This window comes from Serratia sp. YWN4 (genome assembly GCF_055790845.1).
The window spans coordinates 4,294,654-4,317,457 of the sequence record NZ_CM147696.1 but is presented as its reverse complement, the minus strand read 5'-3'; the positions used below and the strand labels follow the sequence as shown (position 1 = coordinate 4,317,457).

The following is a 22,804-nucleotide window of genomic DNA, read 5'->3' as shown; positions in this document are numbered from 1 at the left end:
TTTTATGGTGCGTAATCGCAAGCAGGATTATTAAGGAGTATTTTTAAAATGTATTGCAAGAACATAAAAGTCATTTTGACCGTTTTATTATCGCTGGTACTGGTGCCTAACGTTTTTAGTCAGACCGTTCAGCACACACCTAAGTTAACGGTATTCGGTGAGCAGTATCATGCGTTGCCAGCAGCTGCGTCTGATAAAGCACAGGTCACTTATTATCGGGCAGCGTCGGGGGCGCAAAAATTATCCGGCGCAAATGTCTATGTTGATGGGCATTATCATACCTCCCTATTACCCGGTGGTTTTTCCACTTTTTGTCTTGTCCCAGGCGAACATACCTTGGGGGCTTATCAGCATGATGCGCCATTATATCGTGGCAAAACTGAGGAGCTTTATCGTGTTAAACTTGAGGCTGGAAAGACCTATTTTATAAAAGTTTCTGATGATGGCAAATCAGCGCCTGTTTCTGTAACGCGTGCTGAAGCTGAGCAAGAGTTAAAGTATGCCCATGAACAAAAGCACGCGGTTTCACGAGCCGCCGTTTTGACCTGTAAGTGATTGGACTGGTAATAGATTGAAATACGCAATTTAAACCGTAACAGCCTCGCAGTACTTAGTGTTAAACGAATAACAACGGTGTTTGTTATCCTTATTTGTGTAGTGCAAAAGAGTCTCAGAGTGAGCATATAAAATATCCTCCGTGATAAAAAATGGAGGATATTAATGGTTGTTTATAAATTCAATTTTTACGGAGGGGAAATGAAGAGAGAGTGTTTCATCGTCACTAATGACAGTTATTTTTATCTGGGAATGTCTCAATTGTTAAGTGATTTGCCGGAGAATGATATATCAAGGTTGTCATTTAATTCTTTATTTAAAACATGGCATTGTAATAAACTTACGCTGTTTATTGTACACCTTGATGATATGGTGTCTAATTTTAAAGCATTATTGTTTTTTGAAAGAATGAGTAATGATGTCGTGTTTTTATCAAAGAGCAATAAAGTCATGAAGCTTTGTTCAAACTTTGGCTATAACAGTGTGAAGATAAAAACGTTTATGGGGGCCTATGCAATGATTCGCAATGGATACGAGAGTGGGTACAGGAGAGCGCTATTATCTGGTATGGAAAAAAATGTGATTATAAATCTACTTGATGGTGAATCTAATATTAAGCTGGCAAGAAAAAACAGACTGTCTGATAAAACCATATCTCATCATAAGAGGAGTGCCTTATCAAAGGTTGGAATGGATAATATTAATTCTTTCTTTGATAATATAAATAAAGATATTTTCAAAGTTATATAATTTTATTTCAGAGAGTTATTTTAATTATTATTGATTGAAGTTGCAGATAATGACGCTGTAATTTTACGTGGTTGGGGCTGATATCGTTATGGCCCGTTCTCTTAAGTTCCTCGGCAATGGTTGCTCGATAGAGCTACCATATTGCCATTTCGATTTTATATTAATTTATGTAACAAAAATAACGTACCAAGGTTATTAACATTGCATTGTGCATGGCTAATATCAAAGTTCGGAGCCAGCTATCCATCCCGGGATACAAAAAAAGTAAGAACATCCATTTAGTACTGGTCCTACACTCTTTCATTTAAATTCGAACACGCCTGACAGACATAGAAGTCGTTGGAATTTAAAGTGTGCTCCTATAGAAAGCGTGAAGGAGACACCAATGTTTCCTGATTCCCTTTACCCCAGATTCTTATAGGCATAGCGACTAAGGTTATGTCTTTTTAATCAATCGTTGCCAAAGCTTGGGTCGATTAAGACGCCAAAGGATTATGAATATGTTGTCAGAAAAAGATCATCCGGATCAGAACGAAAACTCGTTTGCTCTTCCGCCACCTGAACGGATTGTGGATACGCTACTTGAGTGCACGCTGTGGATGTGTGAATACCAGGGCTCTCCCAGGAGTGCTGAAAGCTTATGTGCAGGGCTACCTAAAGGTAACCAACTGACTCCGTCTCAGGCTATTAGCGCATTAAGCAATGCAAATCTTACTGCGGGCATGGTTCGTCGCCGTGCGCATGAGTTTTCTTCACATCTGATGCCTATCCTATTGCTCCGTAAAGATCGTGGTGCGGCGATTCTCTTGGCTTCTCGGCGTGATGAAGAAGGTAAGCTGCGTTTCCAGATCATTCTGCCTGAGATCGGGGTCGACTCACCGGTAGAGATCGATCAGCAGGAACTCTCAAGCTGGTATTCAGAGCATGCCATCCTGGTTAAGCCCAGTGCGCAGATTGATGTACGTGCAGGTGAAGAAACCCCACACTCCGCCGGGCATTGGCTGTTCAGCACATTGTGGCGTTATCGCAGTTACTACCGCAGTGCGGCCCTTGCTGCGGTTATTGTCAACATTCTGGCGCTGGCCAGCATATTTTTTACGATGAACGTCTATGACCGGGTGGTGCCAAACCAGGCTTACGTGACGCTTTGGTCCCTTGCTATTGGTGTGGCTATTGCCATGTGTTTTGAAGCGATAACACGCTATACCCGCGCCAGTTTGCTGGATATGTCGGCTAAAAAAGCCGATTTGGTGTTGGGGTCCCGGCTATTCCGTCAGGCGCTGGGGGTGCGTATGGAGCACAAGCCGCCTTCTGCTGGCGCCTTTGCCAACCAACTGCGCGAATTTGAATCGGTACGAGACTTTTTTACTTCGGCAACGTTAGCTGCCTTATCCGATTTGCCCTTTGTTCTGCTGTTTGTTGGCGTGATCTTTGTTATTGGTGGTTCGCTGGGGTGGATACCCCTGTTGATGATACCTTGCATCGTACTGATCAGCGTGCTTATCCAGTGGCCGTTGGCGAGAACTATGCGTGAAAACCTGCGGGAATCCTCGCTGAAACAAGGCGTGCTGCTGGAGTCTATCGAAGGCATGGAGACGCTCAAGTCCGTTGGCGGCGAAGGCTATATGACGCGCCGTTGGGAGGCTTTCAGTGCGGCCGCCGCCAGCACTTCGATGAAATCACGCCAGCTCACCAGCACCGCGTTGAATCTGGTGACTTTCCTTCAGCAGTTGCAGACGGTCATTATTGTGGTGTGCGGCGTTTACTTAATTGGCAATGGTTCTCTATCACAGGGGGCTCTGATAGGCACCGTGATGCTGGCCGGACGGGCAACCGCTCCTTTGACGCAGGTGGCAGGATTAGCGGTACGTTTCCAGCAAGCCAAAGCAGCGCTGACATCGTTGAATCGCCTGATGGATATGCCGCTTGATCGTGAAGTCAATAAAAAATATTTGTCGTTACCTTCACTTCAGGGGCGGTTGGAACTTAAAGGAATTAAATTCGCTTATCCAGCACCACCGGATAAACCCAATCAGCCAGTGCTCGAGAATATCAATGTTTCCATCGCTCCCAACGAACGAGTCGCGATATTGGGCAAAATAGGCAGCGGCAAATCGACGTTACTGCGTCTGATTGCTCGCCTGTATCAACCGACTGCGGGGCAGATGCTGATTGGTGGTATTGATGTTGCACAGGTTGACCCGGCAGATTGGCGTGGCACCGTGGGGTACGTGGGTCAGGAAGCGCGTTTGTTCTACGGCACGCTGCGCGAGAACATTATGATCGGTCGTCCAGAAGCCTCTACAGATGAACTGCTGCGCGTTTTGCAATTGACGGGGCTGGACCAGATTGCGCAAAAACACCCTATGGGGATCAACCTTCCTATCGGTGAAATGGGTGAAGGATTGTCAGGAGGACAGCGTCAACTGGTTTCTTTAGCGCGCAGTTTGCTGGCGCGGCCACAAATGCTGTTACTGGACGAACCCACGAGCGCCATGGATACGCAGACTGAAGCCATTTTTATGGCGCGGCTGAATAACGCCACTAAAAACCAGACGTTGATATTGGTCACCCACCGAACATCGTTACTTAACCTGGTCGACAGGATCCTGGTGGTTGATGACGGGCGTATTGTCGCCGACGGGCCAAAAAATGAAATCATCGCCGCTTTGAGCGTAACGAGCGATCGTGAATCGGCGGGGAAAACACCTTCAGCTCAGCAAAACCCGGCGACAAAAGCCTCTGCTGCTGCCAGCTAAATTGTTCAGGCTGAGAATCAGCCTGGTTAAACACCGTAAGGGATTTAGAAATGTTCAATAAAATTCTGCGCCGTTTCAAGCGCACGCCTAAGCCTGCACCATTAAAGGCGGGGGATGCGGCTTTTATGAGTGACTTGCGTGAGTCATTACTTATTCAATCGGCACCTGGCTCACGTTCTGTTTTATATATTATCGTTGTTATTTTATTTACAGGGGTTATCTGGGCACACTACGCGAATGTTGAAGAAATTACTCAGGGCGAAGGGAAGATTATTTCAAAAAGCCGTGAGCAGGTCATAGAGAGCCTTGAGGCTGGCATTATCGATGAAATGTTAGTGCGTGAAGGTGATATTGTTGAGAAGGGGCAACCTTTACTTAAAATAAATCCAACGCGAGCGAGTTCTACCTATCAGGAAATGAATGCCAAATTAATGGGATTAAAAGCAATGATAGCGCGGTTAGAGGCCGAGGCTTATCAGGCGCCGTTGAAATTCCCTGAGGAACTACAGAAATATCCTTCGTTGATCGCGCAGGAAACCAAAGCATATGAATCACGGAAAAAGTCTCTTGATGATAGCTTGAGTGCATTAGAGCGCAGTCGTGACCTTATTTTGAAAGAGTTGTCCATGACCGCGCCACTGGCCGCTCGTGGCCTGATCTCTGAAGTTGAGTTGCTGCGTATGAGGCGCCAGGCCAATGATTTGGAGATCCAGATTGTGGAGCGCCGTAACCGTTACCAGGGAGAGGCAAATTCAGAATTGACCAAGTCTGAGCTTGAAGTTGCACAGCTGACAGAAAGCCTGGTAGGGCGTAAAGATGTGCTGGAGCGTACCACTATTTATGCCCCGGTTTATGGCACGGTTAAAAATGTCAGCATCAGTACGATTGGCGGTGTTATTCAACCGGGTGCGGATATCATGGAAATTGTACCCTTGGAAGATCAACTGATTGTTGAGGGGCAGATTAAGCCACAGGATGTCGCATTCCTGCGCCCAGGGCTCCCAGCTACCGTTAAAGTGTCTGCTTATGACTACGGTATTTATGGTGGCCTTAAAGGAAAGGTGACGCTCATAAGCCCTGATACTTTACAGGATGAAAAGAAATTAGCCGCAGGTCGCCCAGATGCTATTTATTATCGGGTTCAAATACTCACCGATACCAGTTGGCTTGAGTCTGGTGGTAAGAGACTGCCTATTATTCCCGGTATGACGGCTACGGTAGAAATACGTACGGGTGAGAAAACTATTTTGGATTATTTGCTTAAGCCAGTATTTAAAGCCAGAGAAGCTTTCCGCGAGAGATAATGCATAATGAAGCCAAGTAAAAGAAAATACATGCCTAAAAAGGCTCGTGTATTAGTGTGGAATACCTCAATGCAGCTTCTGCTGTGTTCTGGGATGATTTACTCCTCTATTCTGCATGCGCAACCTAATACACAGGATATTGTATTGTTGGCGGCGGAAGATGAATCTCGCAAGGCTTCATCATGGAGTTTGTTCTCATCTTCGGAAAAAACTAAAAGTGCCGAATTTCGTGGCACATTTGGTGAATACCGTCAAATTGCGGAGCAAGCTCAGAAATTATCACCCGCTAAGAAAGTAGCCGTTAAAGAAACAATGAAGCCGGTAGAGTCCTCCTCTACCCGTACTTATGCAGCGCGTCAAACACAGACTTATCGTCAAGACGGCGAGCGTGGTGCAGCGGGTAGCAACGCACTTAAAGCTATTTTGGCCGGGGCTTTAAAACAGGCGATTGAACGCAGCCCCACACTAAAACAGGCCAGTGCAGAACTGGGTGCGGCAAATGCTGATGTGCGTGAAGCGGAAGGGCAACGCTGGCCACAAATCGATGTGAGTGCTAACTCTCGTTCAAAATCATTGGGGCGCAATAGTAATCCAGCCACCCAGACGGTCAATCTGAATATGACGACTACGTTGTACGACTGGGGGCGCACGGAGAAAACGATCGATAGCCGAAAAGAGCTTGGAACAGCAGCGGTCCAGAAATATATGGCCAACGTGGAAGTCCTGGCCCAGGACGTAGCCAGCACTGTTCTTGAGAAAGAGAAGGCAAGCCGGATAAGCATTATCAGCCAGCAATACGTCGAACGTATGAAGCGGTTGGTTGATATGTTGAGTGACATAGTAGCTACTGATCCAGGGCGGGCCAGTGAGCTTGTCCAGGCGCGTGCCAGATTGATGGATGCCGAAGCCAGCCGAGATACATGGCAGGCACGTGAGCGCGATGCTGAAATAAAACTGCGCAAGCTGATTGGTAAAAATTCGGTCAGAATACCGCAGAATATTAAGTTTACGTTGCCAGATATTGAGCTGAATAGATTGCTGTCATCGGCCCAAAATCATCCTGCTTTATTGCAGGCTGAAGCCGAGGCGAAGGCATCAAGGCTTCATGCTGAATCACTGCGTGCTGCTGAGAAACCACAGATCAATTGGGTCGTGACTAAATCAACGGGTAAGGATGATTTTGGCCGAGAAGATCCTTGGCAGACCATGGTAACCGTCAGTTGGCCTATCTTCCGCGGTGGCTCAGCGACAGCGGCTCGGGAGGCTGCGTTGTTGAGAGCCGAGGCTGAACTGGAGAATAAAGAACAACAGCAAATGGATCTTGAATTTGAAGCTCGTGCTGCTGTGCAGGATGCCAATACGTTGCTGACAAGGGCGGATCTATACGTTGGCCTGATTAAAGAAACTGAAAAAGTGAAGGAGGCATTTTTTGATCAGTGGTATCACCTTGGTCGTCGAACGCTGCTTGATGTTCTGATTGCCGAAAGTGATTACAACAATAATCGCGTCAACGAAGTTTCATACCGTTTTGACAGCTATCTGGCCGTAATAAAAGCCTATGGAAGTACAGGAATGTTAAGCCGTTGGTTGATGGATGATATGAACAAATCTGAGCGATGAATTTCGTGAAGTTTTCCTAACGTGTTTGGCGTTGTAGGAAGAGGGTTGACTTTCTGCAACTTATCAAGTGATGTGGATATACCGGATGTTTTCACCTGTCTGAACAAGGGGGAGCCAGTTCCTCGGGGCTGGCTCTGTGGCTTTCTCTACCTGCCATTATTGGCATCTGGCGTATAGAACGATGCGATAGCACTTTATGAAATTTAATAAAGTGCTAAGGATATAGTTATTATTGATTGGATAAATTATGAATATTAATATTGTTATTGCTGACGATCACCCTGCAATACTTTCGGGTATTTCATACGAGTTATCGACAATTCGTACGCTAAATATTGTCGGAAAGGGGAGAAACTCGACAGAGGTTCTTGATGTATTAAACCAGGTTAATTGCGATGTTCTGATAACCGATTATGTCATGCCAGGAGGTATTGCGGGAGATGGCATGGCAATGCTTTCTTTCTTAAGACGGCATTACCCAGAATTAAAGATTATCGTTTTCACGATTATAGATAACCCCGCTATTGTTACTGAAATACTCAAGCTAGGTGTGGGTTCAGTGTTGAATAAGGCAGAGGATACTGGTCACCTCATTTCTGCCATACATGCTGTCTATGCTGGAGCTACTTATATTTCTCCTCACTTCAAATCAGTGGCGCAGGATTTGGGGGGTAATATGGCTTCACGAACCGCTAATCATAAATTGACAAGGCGAGAGGCTGAGGTTATCAGGCTGTATGTATCGGGGATGTCTGTAAATGACATCGCGAGCCAGTTAAAGCGAACTAAACAAACGGTCAGTTCTCAAAAAACCAGTGCGATGCGCAAACTTCAAATCTCAAGGGATGCCGATCTGTTTCGCTTTGCCTTTGAAACAGGTTTAACCGGTGTTGGTTAGGTCATAGGTTTGATGAAAATGTCATTCCTTAAAAATCGGAGTACCTATAATTAGCGTTTTCACGTCATCAGGAGTCGGTACCGCTCTTTATCACTGGCCGAGTGCAGAGTTGTTGGAGTAAATCCAATAGCTGCATTATGTTCAGTGAGCGAAAAATAGTTTTTAAACTTCATTGGCAGTGATTTAAAATAAGAATAGCTCATGTCTCGTTACGATATGCCAGACCTTACCTGGGAATTAATCGTTTCATTTTGCCTCCAGAACGTCCAGGCACTGCGGGCGTCCATACCGGTGCCTGGTTCGAGCCGGGCTTTGGACCCTTACCCAAGGGCCGAATGCTATGAGCTGTCTGATTGAGAGGCAACGTGAGGATACTGAATTCCTGAAAGAGGCAGCAGAAAATATAATACCGAGCATTCACTCCATCATGTGAATCATATCAGGCTGCTGACAACGGATTATATTCTATTCAGCAGCCAAGTTGCAGCCACTCGCTTTCCTCATTGAGATCACATTTTTCAGGCTTGCTGATTCCCATATAGAAAGTACGTGTTATGATTCCCGCCGTAAATACCTTTCACTCTCACCGAGGCTTTGATGCTGGAGAATGTAATCATCAGATAATCAGCTTACCGACCTTTTCAGGCCGGGCTGATTATCAATGCGCCGAAATCGAATGCAGACACTGCTGTGTTTGCACGTTTTGCACATGATGATTAACAGGTTTTTCAGTATGAATTTATCCCGTCAGGAACAACGTACCTTACATGTACTCGCCAAAGGTGGCCGTATTGCGCACGTCCGCGATGCTTCAGGCCGCATCACATCCGTAGAATGCTACAGCCGCGAAGGGCTATTGCTCAGCGACTGCACGCTCGCCGTCTTCAAAAAACTCAAAGCCAAAAAGCTGATCAAGTCCGCCAATGGTCAGCCATACCGCATCAACACCACCGGGCTGAATAGCGTACGTTCACAGCCGGACAATCGTTAAGGAGTGTGCCATGAACACGATATTTTCCCCTGAGTTTATCCACGCCAATATGACCGGCTGCATCAACAAATAAAACAACTCCCCCATCTTCGGATGGGGGAGCAAGAATTGTTTGTGGATATTTTCCTCTCTGATTTATATAGGTAATTCTGAATTATCAGATTGTTAATCCTTAGAACCACCTAATATCCGCCTAAAAACTCCTACGCATCGAATGTATTTAAATCGTCTGAATATGTTGTGTATCAGCGACATAGGTTATCAGCTTGTAAAAATGAATATTAGCCTGAGTGAGCGCATTATTGTTTTACGATTAATCTTAAACCATTGAATGTATAAGTGATTCCTTTAAAAAACAGGATAAAAAATCCTCCTTGATCCTTGATTTCAAAAGATTTACAACCGCAAGCAGCCTGCTTGCGTTTTAACAGGACAGAACTAGATTTAACTTAAATTTGTGTTTTTACGCCTTCAAATCTGAAGGTGGTAAATAGCTTATGGCGTCTGGCAGACCTTCAGAGGGATTCTTATGAACAAAGTTTATAGAGTGATATGGAGTGCGGTATTACAGGTTTGGGTGGTTGTCAGTGAACTCACTAATAAAAAACAGAAAACAGCCAGTCACAGTAGTTGTAATCAGCAACATGTTGATAAAATAACTAAAAATAATCAATTATTCAAAAATAGCGCTGTAGCCTTTTCACTATTTTCTGCCCTGGCGGTTTATAACAATGCTTATGCGATTACTGTGGCTGAATGTAATGCTTCGGGGGGCAGTTGCGTGACGGTGGGAACCGCGGCTGCGTTAGCCACTGCATTGAGTAATACCGGAGCAGGCAGTACAGCGACGACGATCCTATTAACCGCCAATATCGATATGTCAGCATCACATGCTGGTGGGATGGCGGTGAACCAAGCCGCTAACGCCCGGCAGAATCTGGTGGTAGATGGCGGCGGCTATAATTTAAGATTTGCTGGCTATGCTTTTACCATGACGGCGGCAGGCACCAACAACGTGGCCTGGAATACGCAGAATGCCACTTTTAAACTCACCAATTTTGGCGATATTACCTCAACCTTGGCGATCACCAGCGGCACGGTTTCCCGATTAGTCTATGCGCAAGATGCGACGACCAGATTGTCGGCAACGCTGGACAATATCAATTCAGTGCCTAATGGCAAACTGGTTGCCATGGGGTCTGATAGTGCCGCGGTTGCAGCTAACTCTGTCGGTAGAGTGATATTTGGCAACATCATTCAACCAATCACCTTGAATTTTGGTACTTATCGGCAGTCGGTATTAGGTAGCAATATTACCTTTACCGGCAATTTCGACTTAACGGGGATCACCAGCCCTGACTATCCGGCGGTATTCTGGAGTAATGATACCGCTGCTAACAGCCTGCTCCATTTTGCCGCTGGTTCGGATGTTAATATTATTGGTACACGTCTGACGAATGGCCCAGGTACTGTGGGTGTTGGGACTGCATCGTACAACTACCTGATTGATGACGGCGCCAAACTCACTCTGACGATTGATAGCCAAAACCCATTGGGTCTTGCCAACTATGGTGTGCAGATAGGCTCTTATAACACAGGGACCGGTTTATTTGGCCCCGGTGCTGTGGTTGTCATGAATAATCTGGCGGGTGATGTGATCAGCAATGCCTCCAGTACCACCACCACTTCATATATTTACAATGGCCCAGCCTCACCTAACGATGTGATCTACAACCTGGCGGCGGGGTCAAACCTTGTTGTTGCTTCCGGGGCGGCCAATGATGGGATCCTTGCCACCAAAACCACCGGAACGGGGGGGATTTATATCCGTTCGGCGGCGACCATCTCTGATGGCACGGCAAATACCACCGCCGGTAGCGGGATTAACGTCACTGCGGGCTCATCGGGCAAAGTGGTCGTACGTAATGAGGCTGAAGGGACGATCAGAAAAGCGACCGGGATCAGCGTCACTGATTCTGGTAGTAGCGCGGTAGATATCACCAACGCCGGTATCATTAACAGCACCACTGCCGGGGTGGCTATTGCCCATAACGGCAGCGGAACAGCCACCCTGACCAACAGCGGTTCGATCACCAGCACCACCGCCGGTTTGGCGTTGAGTGCCACCACTGCGGGTAAAAACATCACGGTGGACAGCACCGGAGGGACGATCACTGCCACTGGCGGCAGTGGGATCACGCTGGGCAATAACATCGTTCTTAATCTTATCAATGGCATGATTACGACGACAGGTGCCGCCACAGGCTTGACGATTGGGGCAACCAACGCGGGCATCCAGACGCTGACAGGGACCATATTTAATCTGGGGGGAACCGGCAGTGCGATCTCTAAAGGGGCATCGGGGAGTGTTAATCTCAGTAATACTCAATTCAATGCCACCAGCGGCACGGTGTTTACCACCTTGGCAGGCCTTAATTTCCTGCAAGGCCTGACGAATAACGCCATCAACCTGACGGGAAGTGGTGCCGTCACCGGGATCAGTTCGACGGCTTCGCTCGATCTTTCTTCCGCTTATCTGGATATCAATGTTAACAATGCGGCAGCAACGGGGATCTCGACCTCGGGTGCGGCCGGAGGCTCCGTCACCGTCGGGCCTAACACGACGATCAATGCCAGCGGTGGAGCCGCTGCGATCACCTTTGGCAACACTATTCCCGAGTCATTGATCAATAACGGGCTGATCAGCGGCAGCGTTTCCATGGGGAACAGCGGTAATACCATCGTTAACAACAGTACATTGGGTTCTCTGACCAGTGGCACTGGCGTGGATACGCTGACGTTGAGTACCGGTTCGATCAGCACGGGTATTATCGATCTGGGAGCCGGTAATAACATCGTTAATGTTAACGATGGCGCCACGATCTATGCGGTGAATACGGGGGCAGGCAACGACACCTTTAATGTCAATAATCTCACCAACGGCAGCATCACCTCTTTAGGCGTGCTTAATGCCGGGGGCGGCACCAATACGCTGAACCTGATCAACTCCACACGCACCCTGAACAGTGGAACCCGGTTGCAGAACTTCGATAATATCAATCTAACGGCGAATTCTAATATCGCCCTGAGTGACAGCAACAATATCACCAGTGGCAATGTTAACCTGGCCGCCGGTAATACCCTGTTATTCGGTAATACCTATAACGGCGCATTTGACGCTATTCTCAGTGGGGCAGGCAATGCAGAAATACAATCTGCCGGGAATGTGACCTTGAGCGGGGCTAGCACCTTTGCCGGGAACTGGCAGATTGATGCTGGCGGCACGTTGAACGCCGATGCGTTTAATCAATTTGGTACCGCCTCGATTGCTCTCAACGGCGTATTGAATTTTTCCAATAGCGGTACCTTTAATAATGCATTAACCGGTACTGGCCTGCTTAATATTAACGACACGGGGGGTGCATTTGATTTTGGTGCCGGTGCCGGGAGCGCATTTGCCGGTACCGTTGATATCAGTAATGCCACATTCAATTTGTCGGGGCTCAATTCCAGTGCGCTGAATGACGCCACCCTGCGTAATTCTACGGGGGGAATTATCACCCTGGATCTCGGTATTCATAACGTCGGTGACCTGATCTTTAATGGTGGCACATTGCAGTTCTCACCGGGCGGCCTGATCAGTACCGGCGCGGGTACAGGTTCTGGTTTACTCGCCGTCACGGGGAATTCGGTTATTCAGGCCGATCCTACGTTGCTGACCGCAGGAAACATTTTGGATCTTAACGCGGGAACCTTTACCGATCTGGTACAGAGTGGCAACGCGCTCTCTGGGGCAGATTTAGCCAGACTCCAGTTGCAGGATCTATTGGGTAATAACCTGCTGACGGGAACCACGGCAGACTATATACAGGGCGGTCAAGTGGTCGCCGTGAATACCTACGATTTTGCTCTGGTCAGTAATTATGGTTTCAGTAATCTGGGGCTGAGTATTTATGAACAACTGACCCAATCGGATTTGCAAGCCGGGCAAACGCTGACCTTAACCTCCAACGGTGCCAGCAATACCACGCTCACCTCGCAATTAACCGGCGCGGGCAATCTGGCGATTGGTGCAGATAACACGGCGCTGACTCTCAGTAATGATTTGAACAACTACACTGGCTCTACCACAGTGAATGCCGGTAGCCTGACGCTGGGAGCCAATAATTCTCTGGGTAACACGTCACTGCTTGATGTCGTGGCCGGGGCAACGGTCAATCTGGCTGGCAATGAGCAAACCGTTGGCGCACTGAGTAACGCAGGAATCGTCGGCTTGGCCGGAGGAACCCTGAACGTGACCAATGGCGGTACCTCCAGTGGAACGGGGGGGCTGACCGGCGCGGGTGCGTTGAATATCAATGGCGGTACGTTCACCGTGACGGGGGCAAACAGCGGGTTGTCGGCTCAGACCACGGTGGCTTCTGGTGCGATCGCTACGCTCAGCGGTGCGGGTAATCTGGGCAGCGGTGGTATTGAGGTTGACGGCACCCTGAATCTGAACAGTGCCAACCCAGGTTTTGCCAACCCACTCAGTGGTGTAGGCAGCGTGAATGCTAACGCCGCGATTGGGCTGACGGGTGACAATAGCTTCAGTGGCATTTTTGATGTTAATACCAACGGTAGCCTGACGGTAAGCAGCGCAGCTAATCTGGGCGGTGCAGAGGTCGATTTAACGGATGCGTCTGCCCAATTGCTGCTTAATGGCTTCATAGAAAATCTGGGTAATACCCTGAGCGGGGTAGCGGGCTCTACGGTTCAACTGAATAACAGTTCATCCACCACCTTGAGCGGTGCCAACAGCGGCTTTGCTGGCTTGTTTGATCTGACGGGCAACAGCACTCTGACTGCATCGCAGAATGTGCATCTGGGCAGTAGCAGCGTCAATATCGGCAGTGGCAGTACCCTGATCTTTGATACCTTTGCCGGGGGAGTCTTGACCGCCCTGAACAATGCCCTTAACGGGGCGGGGAACTGGGTGCTGCGCAACAGCAATATCGATCTTTCAGGCAACAGCAATGCGTCGGGCCTTAGCGGCTTGTTGGACATTAACATCGGTTCCTCTTTGACCTTAGATGGGACTACGGCGCTGAATGCGGCCACCGTACTGAATGTCAACGATGCGACCAGCGCGCTGAACATCACCAATGGCGGTGCCTTTACCCTGAACAATGCCCTGACCGGGGCCGGGCAGGTCAACGTCGACACGGCCAATAACGCCTTCAACTTCGGGGCGGGCGCAGGCACGGCCTTCACTGGCAATGTGACGCTGAATAACGCTACCTTCTCACTGGCAGGCACCAATGCCAGCGCCCTGGCGGGCGCCGGGCTGACGCTAGGCACTGGCAGCGATACCACCGTCGGGGTTGCAGGAACGCCAAGCACCGAAACGCTGCAAACTCTGATACTGGATGGCGGTACGCTGAACTTTACCGGTGGGGCACCATTGTCCAGCGCTGAAAGCACCATCACCGCCCAGACTCTGACCGCCAACAGCGGCACCATCAACGTGGTGGGCGGGGGGTCTTGGAACAACGATCAGCCGGTGGTGCCACCGAACCTGTCGATCCTGGACCAGAACCGGGGCGGGACGGCGATGCAGTTGATCAACGCCACCACGGCCAGCGGGGCCGGTAACCTGACGCTGACGATTGACGGCGTGGCGGTGACGCCACAGGGGTTGGTCTCTGCCATTAACCAGAACGCGCAACATGTGGCGGATGCGACTTACCACTATTCGTTATCCAATACCAACAGCGCCAGTGCCGCTGGCCTGTACCTGAACTATGACCTGAGTGCGATCAACCTGCTGCTGGACAATCCTGATGCGCTGATTATTGCCACCGATGCCAGCCCGGATTCCAACAAGGATTTGACTGCACAACTGACCGGGGTCGGTGGCATTGTATTTAATGCCACCAACGGGGCGTTGACCGTCTCCAACGCTCAGAACAGCTACACCGGCAGCACTACGGTGACCGGCGGCACAGTGCTGCTGGGAGCCAACAATGCCTTTGGCACCACCTCACTGCTGACGGTGGCCAACGGGGCCACTTTCAATACCCATGATTTTAGCCAGACGGTCGGCGCACTGACCAACCTGGGAACGGTGATACTCGATCCTGGCGTGTTAACCAGCGGACTGCTGACCAACACCGGGATCATCGATCTCGCGGGCGGCACCCTGAACCTGCTGGCAGGCGGTACCTCGAGTGCCGTTGGTGGCCTGACCGGGGCCGGTACGCTGAACGTGAACGGGGGCAATCTGGCCCTGAGCGCCGCCAACAGCGGCCTGTCGGCCGCGACCCATATTGCGTCCGGGGCATCAATCACCTCAAGCGCGGCCAATGCGTTGGGCACCAGCGCGGTGGAGGTCGGTGGCACGCTTAATCTCAATGCCGCAGATACCCTGGCCAATCTGCTGAGCGGAACCGGGACGATTAACACCGATGCGGCGGTCACCCTGAGCGGCAGCAACACCTTCAGTGGTACCCATGATATCAATGCGGGGGGCGCGCTGACGATCAGCACGGCCACTAACCTGGGAACCTCGGCGGCCAGCGTCGATCTCACCGATGCCACCGCCCGGTTGTTGCTTAATGGCGTCACGGGCAACCTTGCCAACGCGCTGAGTGGGGTGGCGAACGCCACGGTACAGCTCAATAATGCCGCGGACACCACATTGACGGGGGCTAACAGCGGTTTTGCGGGCTTGTTTGATCTGGTGGGCAACAGCGCCCTGACGGTATCGCAGAACACCAACCTGGGCACCGGCAGCGTCAGTATCGGCAGTGGCAGTACCCTGAACTTTAACGCCTTGGCGGGTGGGGCGTTGACGGCCCTGAACAATGCGTTGAGCGGGGCGGGGAACTGGGTGCTGCGCAACAGCAACATCAACCTGGCCGGTAACAGCAATGCATCGGCCTTTAGCGGCCTGCTGGACATTAACACCGGCTCCTCTCTGACGCTGAACAGTGCTACGGCGCTGAATGCGGCCACTGTGCTGAACGTCAACGATGCGACCAGCACGCTGAACATCAGCAACGGCGGTGCCTTTACCCTGAACAATGCCCTGACCGGGGCCGGGCAGGTCAACGTCGACACGGCTAATAACTCCTTCAACTTCGGGGCGGGTGCGGGCACCGCCTTCACCGGCAATGTGACGCTGAATAACACCACCTTCTCACTGGCAGGCACCAATGCCAGCGCCCTGGCATTGGCCGGGTTGACCTTGGGGAATGGCAGCATCACCACCGTCGGGGTGGCAGGAACGCCAAGCACCGAAACGCTGCAAACTCTGGTACTGGATGGCGGTACGCTGAACTTTACCGGTGGGGCACCATTGTCCAGCGCCGAAAGCACCATCACCGCCCAGACCCTGACCGCCAACAGCGGCACCATCAACGTGGTGGGCGGGGGTTCTTGGAACAATGATCAGCCGGTGGTGCCACCGAACCTGTCGATCCTGGACCAGAACCGGGGCGCGACGGCAATGCAGTTGATCAGCGCCAATACGGCCAGCGGGGCCAGTAACCTGACGCTGACGATTGACGGCGTGGCGGTGACGCCACTGGGGTTGGTCTCTGCCATTAACCAGAACGCGCAACATGTGGCGGATGCGACCTACAATTACGCCCTGTCTAACACCAACGCTGCCAGCGCCGCTGGCCTGTACCTGAACTACGGTCTGAGCGCGATCAATCTACTGCTGGATAACCCTGATGCGCTAATCATTGCCACCGATGCCAGCCCGGACTCCAACAAGGATTTGACTGCGCAACTGACCGGGGTGGGCGGTATTGTGTTTGATGCCACCAACGGGGCGTTAACCGTCTCCAACGCTCAGAACAGCTACACCGGTAGCACCACGGTAACCGGCGGCACAGTGCTGCTGGGAGCCAACAATGCCTTTGGCACCACCTCACTGCTGACGGTGGCCAACGGGGCCACTTTCAATACCCATGATTTTAGCCAGACGGTCGGCGCACTGACCAACCTGGGAACGGTGATACTCGATCCTGGCGTGTTAACCAGCGGACTGCTGACCAACACCGGGATCATCGATCTCGCGGGCGGCACCCTGAACCTGCTGGATGGGGGTACCTCGAGTGCCGTTGGTGGCCTGACCGGGGCCGGTACGCTGAACGTGAACGGGGGCAATCTGGCCCTGAGCGCCGCCAACAGCGGCCTGTCGGCCGCGACCCATATTGCGTCGGGGGCATCAATCACCTCAGGCGCGGCCAATGCCTTGGGCACCAGCGCGGTGGAGGTGGGTGGCACGCTTAATCTGAACGCCGCAGATACCCTGGCCAACCTGCTGAGCGGAGCCGGGATCATCAATACCAATGCAGCGGTCACCCTGAGTGGCAGCAACACCTTCAGCGGTACCCATGATATCAATGCGGGGGGCGCGCTGACGATCAGCACGGCCACTAACCTGGGAACCTCGGCGGCCAGCGTCGATCTCACCGATGCCACCGCCCGGTTGTTGCTTAATGGCGTCACGGGCAACCTTGCCAACGCGCTGAGTGGGGTGGCGAACGCCACGGTACAGCTCAATAATGCCGCGGACACCACATTGACGGGGGCTAACAGCGGTTTTGCGGGCTTGTTTGATCTGGTGGGCAACAGCGCCCTGACCGTGTCGCAGAGCGCCAACCTGGGCACCGGCAGCGTCAGTATCGGCAGTGGCAGTACGCTGAATTTTAACGCCTTTGAGGGCGGCGCCTTGACCGCGCTGAACAATGCCCTGAGCGGGGCGGGCAACTGGGTGCTGCGCAACAGCAATATCGATCTCTCTGGCAGCAGCAATGCGTCGGGCTTTAGCGGCCTGCTGGACATTAACACCGGCTCCTCTCTGACGCTGAACAGTGCTACGGCGCTGAATGCGGCCACTGTGCTGAACGTCAACGATGCGACCAGCACGCTGAACATCAGCAACGGCGGAGCCTTTACCCTGAACAATGCCCTGACCGGGGCCGGGCAGGTCAACGTCGATACCACCAATAACGCCTTCAACTTCGGGGCGGGTGCGGGCACCGCCTTCACCGGCAATGTGACGCTGAATAACACCACCTTCTCACTGGCAGGCACCAATGCCAACGCCCTGGCATTGGCCGGGTTGACCTTGGGGAATGGCAACATCACCACCGTCGGGGTAGCAGGAACGCCAAGCACCGAAACGCTGCAAACCCTGGTACTTAATGGCGGCACGCTGAACTTTACCGGCGGTGCGCCGCTGTCCAGCGCCGAGAGCACCATTACCACTCAGACCCTGACGGCCAGCAGCGGCACCGTCAACGTAGTGACCGGCGGCTCCTGGGACAATACGCCGCCGGTGGTGCCACCGAACCTGTCGATCCTGGACCAGAACCGGGAGGCGTCAGCGATGCAGTTGATCAGCGCCAATACGGCCAGCGGGGCCGGTAATCTGACGCTGATGATTAACGGTGTGGCGGTCGCGCCAGGCCAGGGCGTGGTGTCGGGGATTGATCAGAACGCGCAGCATGTGGCGGATGCGACCTATAGCTACTTATTGTCCAATACCAACAACCTGAACGCGACCGGTCTGTACCTGAACTACGGCCTGAGTGCAATTAATCTGCTGCTGGACACCCCTGATGCGCTGATTATTGCCACCGATGCCAGCCCGACGTCCAACAAGGATTTGACCGCACAACTGACCGGGGTGGGCGGCATCGTGTTGGATGCCACCAACGGGGCGTTGACCGTCACCAACAGCCTGAACAGCTACACCGGCAGCACTACGGTGACCGGCGGTAATGTGCTGCTGGGCAGCAACAATGGCTTTGGCGCCACCTCACAACTGACGGTAAACAGCGGGGCCAGCGTCAATGCCAACACCTTCAGCCAGACGGTGGGGGCGCTGACCAACCTGGGAACGGTCACGCTCAATACCGGCGTGCTGACCAGCGGGCTGCTGACCAACACCGGAGCCATCGATCTTGCGGGTGGCACCCTGAACCTGTCATTAGGGGGAACGTCAAGCGCCACCGGCGGCCTGAGCGGGGCCGGTACGCTGAACGTGAACGGGGGCAATCTGGCCCTGAGTGCTGCCAACGGCGGCCTGTCAGCCACCACCCATATCGCGTCCGGAGCCTCAATCACCGCAAGCGCGGCCAATGCGTTGGGCACCAGCGCGGTGGAGGTGGGCGGTACGCTGAATCTGAACGCCGCAGATACCCTGGCCAACGTGCTGAGCGGGGCCGGGATCATCAATACCGATGCGGCGGTCACCCTGAGCGGCAGCAACACCTTCAGCGGCACTCACGCTATCAATGCGGACGGTGTTCTGACGGTCAGCGCGGCCAATAACCTGGGGATCTCGGCGGCCCGCGTCGAGTTGACCGAGGCGACCTCGCAACTGATATTCAATGGCCTGACCGGAGATGTCGCCAATGCCCTGAGCGGAGTGGCGGATTCCACGGTCACCGTGAATAACGGGTCTACGATGTCCCTGTCCGGCAATAACGCTGGGTTTGCGGGCCAGTTCGGCATTACCGGCAACAGTGCGCTGAGCGTCAGCCAGAACCCGAATCTCGGCTCAGGCACGGTGGACATTGCCAGCGGTAGTCAACTGGTGTTTGCCGGGTTGACGGGCGCGCTGAGCAATACGCTCAGCGGGGCTGGCACTTGGGCACTGTCGAACAGCCAGGTGACGCTGAACAATGCCAATGCCACGGCCTTCACCGGCACGGTCAGCATCAACGGCGGCTCGGTGCTGAACCTGGACAGCATTGACTGGTTCAACCCGGCCGCCACGGTAGATATCGTGAGCGCCAGCGACACCTTGAACATCAGCAACAACGGGGATTTTACCTTTGATAACCTGTTGCTGGGGGCCGGTGTGTTGAATATCAATACCAACAATAACCTGTTCAACTTTGGCAGCAACGTGGGCACAGGGTTCACCGGGCAGGTCAATCTGCAGAACACCCAGTTCCAGCTGTCGAACAATAACACCAGCAGTAACAGCAATACCGTGCTGAACCTGGAGAACAACAGCCGTACCTCGGTCGGTGATGGGGTGCAGAATATCGGTGCGCTGGAGATGAACGGCGGGACGCTGATTTTCAGTAACATCATTGATAACAGCGGGTTATTGACCTCCGGGGGAACCGTGGCGGCCAGCCGTATCGATACCACCGGGGGCGGAACGGTGAGTGTCAACCTGCCGCCGAACGTCTCCCCCAGCCTGGAAGGGATCAGTACCTTGGCCCTGGACACCGGGGCCATTGTGGTGGACCTGGTGACCGGGGCGGCCACCGGCACCGGGCGCGAACTGACGCTGACGGACGGCAGCAATGCGCCGATTATTCAGGACTATTTTGAAGGTATCACCAACCCGAACAACAGCGTGGTGGCGGCAATGGGAACCTTTGGTTTTGGCCTGACCACTGGCGATCAACGCGATGGGTTGTATGTGAACTACAGCCTGAAGAGTCTGGATCTGCTGACCAGCGGCAGCGAGGCGCTGGAACTGGTCGGCACGGCGAGCTTTAACGGCACGCCGGGCAACGAACTCTTTGCGCAAATTACCGGCAGCGGGGATCTGGCGATCACCGAAGCGGATCCGGGCGCGATAGTGGTGCTTTCGGGGGCCGACAACAACTACACCGGGGCCACGCTGGTCCATGCGGGGACCGTGCAGTTGAATGCGGATGCCGCGCTGGGGCAGACCTCGGATCTGGTGATTGATGGCGGTGCGGCGGTGGACATCAACGGGCACACGCAAACCGTGGGGGCGCTGAACAGCGCTGCCGACAGCCTGCTGGATCTGGGCGGTGGTGTGCTGGCGGTGAGCAACGGCGGCGTGGCCGACGGGGCGTTGGCGGGCGCGGGCAATCTGCTGCTGAGCAGCGGCACGCTGGCGGTCAATCACAACAACACCGATTTTAGCGGCACCACCACGATTAACAGCGGGGCGACGGCAGACGTCACGCAGGCGCAGGGGCTGGGCACCGGCGCTATCGCGGTAGACGGCACGCTGCTTCTGGATGGCCGCGCCGGGGGGCTGGCGACGGCCACCCTGGTGAACGCCTTGCAGGGCAGCGGTAATACTGTGCTGAGCGATGCGGCCAACGTCACCCTGAGCGGCAACAACAGTGCGTATGCGGGGACTTTTACCACCCAGACGGGCACCACCCTGACGGCGACCCATGGCGATAATTTTGGCGCGGCGTCGGTCCTCAATGCGGGCAGCCTGGTGCTCAATACGGCGGGCGACTGGGATCTGACTACGCCTATCAGTGGCAGCGGTAGCCTGGTGAAACAGGGCAGCGGCACGGTAAACATCAACAACAGCCTGGTGAGTGCCGGTATGACGACGGTGCAGTCCGGGGCGTTGCTGGTGGGAACACCGGCAGTGAATGCCGCCGCACCGCAGGCGTTTGCCCTGCCGACGGCGTTCGCCTCGGTCGGCAGCGCCACGCTGACCAGCGACGTGACGGTGCAGGCTAACGGCACCTTTGGCGGTGACGGCCAGGTTATCGGCAACGTGTCCAACGCCGGGAACCTGGTGGTTGGGCGGGCCGCCACCGGGGGCAGCTACAGCGATTTCATCATCAATGGTAACTATGTGGGTAACGGCGGTAACGTTGCCTTGAATACCGTGTTGGCGGGGGATAACGCTGCCACCGACCGACTGGTGGTGACGGGGGATACGTCTGGCACCAGTACGGTCAGCGTCAGCAACATCGGCGGGGAGGGGGCGAAGAACATCAACGGTATTCAGGTGATTAACGTCGGCGGCAACTCGGCGGGCGTCTTCAACCTGAATGGGCGTGCCCAGGCCGGGGTGCTGGAATACTTCCTCTATCAGGGAACGCCAACGGATACGGCAGACGGCAACTGGTACCTGCGCTCCAACTATCAGGACAAGGTGGTGACCTATAACCCGGAATCGGGAGCCTTTATCGCCAACATCGCCGCGGCCAATACGCTGTTTAACACCCGGTTGGAAGATTTGCACGCAGGGGATGCGCGCGACAGCGGCGACCTGAGCGGTGCAGAGACGCGCTCCAGCCTGTGGCTGCGTCAGGTGGGTTCACGTAACAAGTTTGAGGATGCATCGGGCCAACTGTCCAACACCAGCAGCCGCTATGTGGCGCAGTTGGGGGGCGAAGTATTGGATACGCAGTTTACCGGGCAGGACCGCTTCGGGCTGGGGGTGATGGCCGGTTATGGTCGCGCGACCGGGACCACCGATTCGGGGGAAACCAGCTATAAATCCGATAACAGCCTGACGGGGTATACGGTTGGGGTATACGGTACCTGGTATGCGAAGGCCAGCGAACGTCACAGCCCGTATGTTCACGGCTGGCTGCAATACGAATGGTTCAATGCCACCGTCAGCAGCAGTGCCTACGACAGCGGAAACTACCATCTGCGCGGCGTAAGCACCTCGCTGGAAGGCGGCTACCCTGTTGAAATCTACCACGGTGAGGAGAATAACACCTATATCACGCCGCAGGCGCAGTTGACCCTGAACGGGGCGAAGATGAGCGACCTGCAAAACAATGGTTCCCTGGTGCAGCAGAGCGGCAATAACAATCTGCAAACCCGTCTGGGGGCCAAACTGTCGAACGACACGCTGATGGGGAAAGACAAGTCACGCATTCTGACCACCTATGTGGACCTGAACTGGATCCACAACAGCCGTCTGCCTGGCGTGAGTTCAGATGGCCTGGGGGTGCAGCAGACCGGCAGCCGCCATCTGGTTGAAGTGAAAGTGGGGGCGGAAGGCAAGCTGAGTAACAATTTCAGCGTCTGGGGTAACCTGACGCAGCAGATAGGGCAGAAAGGGTACGATGACAAAGCGGCGATGCTGGGGGTGAAATACAGCTTCTAATCGCAGTAAGAGGGTAAGAAAACGCTGGCTGCCGGTTCGGCAGCCAGCGGCTAAAAGGGA

At 53.1% G+C, this 22,804-nt stretch carries 8 protein-coding genes and 1 pseudogene; all 9 read left to right on the top strand.

Features of this window, described 5'->3' with window-relative positions; translation table 11 throughout:
• Positions 1 to 48: 48 nt before the first annotated feature.
• On the top strand, positions 49 to 555 hold the full coding sequence (locus ACX9GT_RS20165) for a hypothetical protein (protein WP_473188412.1): 507 nt from the start codon (positions 49 to 51) through the stop codon (positions 553 to 555).
• Positions 556 to 720: 165 nt separating this feature from the next.
• Positions 721 to 1,305 carry a LuxR C-terminal-related transcriptional regulator gene (locus ACX9GT_RS20160; RefSeq protein ID WP_473188411.1) on the top strand — a complete coding sequence of 195 codons (585 nt, stop codon included), beginning with the start codon at positions 721 to 723 and terminating at the stop codon, positions 1,303 to 1,305.
• A gap of 500 nt (positions 1,306 to 1,805) precedes the next feature.
• Positions 1,806 to 4,064, top strand: a complete 2,259-nt coding sequence (locus ACX9GT_RS20155; RefSeq protein WP_473188410.1) for a type I secretion system permease/ATPase — start codon at positions 1,806 to 1,808, stop codon at positions 4,062 to 4,064.
• A 50-nt stretch (positions 4,065 to 4,114) separates the two neighbouring features.
• A complete protein-coding gene (locus tag ACX9GT_RS20150; protein WP_473188409.1) occupies positions 4,115 to 5,368 on the top strand; it encodes an HlyD family type I secretion periplasmic adaptor subunit in 1,254 nt (417 codons plus the stop codon).
• 6 nt (positions 5,369 to 5,374) lie between these two features.
• Positions 5,375 to 6,988 (top strand): TolC family protein, encoded by a 1,614-nt coding sequence (locus ACX9GT_RS20145; protein ID WP_473188408.1) that lies wholly within the window; start codon positions 5,375 to 5,377, stop codon positions 6,986 to 6,988.
• A 247-nt stretch (positions 6,989 to 7,235) separates the two neighbouring features.
• Positions 7,236 to 7,886 (top strand): response regulator, encoded by a 651-nt coding sequence (locus ACX9GT_RS20140; RefSeq protein ID WP_473188407.1) that lies wholly within the window; start codon positions 7,236 to 7,238, stop codon positions 7,884 to 7,886.
• 733 nt (positions 7,887 to 8,619) lie between these two features.
• Positions 8,620 to 8,877 carry a YjhX family toxin gene (locus ACX9GT_RS20135; RefSeq protein ID WP_473188406.1) on the top strand — a complete coding sequence of 86 codons (258 nt, stop codon included), beginning with the start codon at positions 8,620 to 8,622 and terminating at the stop codon, positions 8,875 to 8,877.
• Positions 8,878 to 9,406: 529 nt separating this feature from the next.
• Positions 9,407 to 9,460 (top strand): annotated as a pseudogene (locus ACX9GT_RS20130) (ESPR-type extended signal peptide-containing protein); the annotation flags it as partial.
• 198 nt (positions 9,461 to 9,658) lie between these two features.
• Entirely contained in the window at positions 9,659 to 22,744 is a 13,086-nt protein-coding gene (locus ACX9GT_RS20125; RefSeq protein ID WP_473191648.1) for an autotransporter outer membrane beta-barrel domain-containing protein, read from the top strand.
• Positions 22,745 to 22,804: the final 60 nt, after the last annotated feature.

What these genes read in the sequence shown, in the direction of transcription:
- ACX9GT_RS20165 (WP_473188412.1), top strand. Translation starts at nt 49, where the DNA reads ATGTATTGCAAGAACATAAAAGTCATTTTGACCGTTTTATTATCGCTG.
- ACX9GT_RS20160 (WP_473188411.1), top strand. Translation starts at nt 721, where the DNA reads ATGGTTGTTTATAAATTCAATTTTTACGGAGGGGAAATGAAGAGAGAG.
- ACX9GT_RS20155 (WP_473188410.1), top strand. Translation starts at nt 1,806, where the DNA reads ATGTTGTCAGAAAAAGATCATCCGGATCAGAACGAAAACTCGTTTGCT.
- ACX9GT_RS20150 (WP_473188409.1), top strand. Translation starts at nt 4,115, where the DNA reads ATGTTCAATAAAATTCTGCGCCGTTTCAAGCGCACGCCTAAGCCTGCA.
- ACX9GT_RS20145 (WP_473188408.1), top strand. Translation starts at nt 5,375, where the DNA reads ATGAAGCCAAGTAAAAGAAAATACATGCCTAAAAAGGCTCGTGTATTA.
- ACX9GT_RS20140 (WP_473188407.1), top strand. Translation starts at nt 7,236, where the DNA reads ATGAATATTAATATTGTTATTGCTGACGATCACCCTGCAATACTTTCG.
- ACX9GT_RS20135 (WP_473188406.1), top strand. Translation starts at nt 8,620, where the DNA reads ATGAATTTATCCCGTCAGGAACAACGTACCTTACATGTACTCGCCAAA.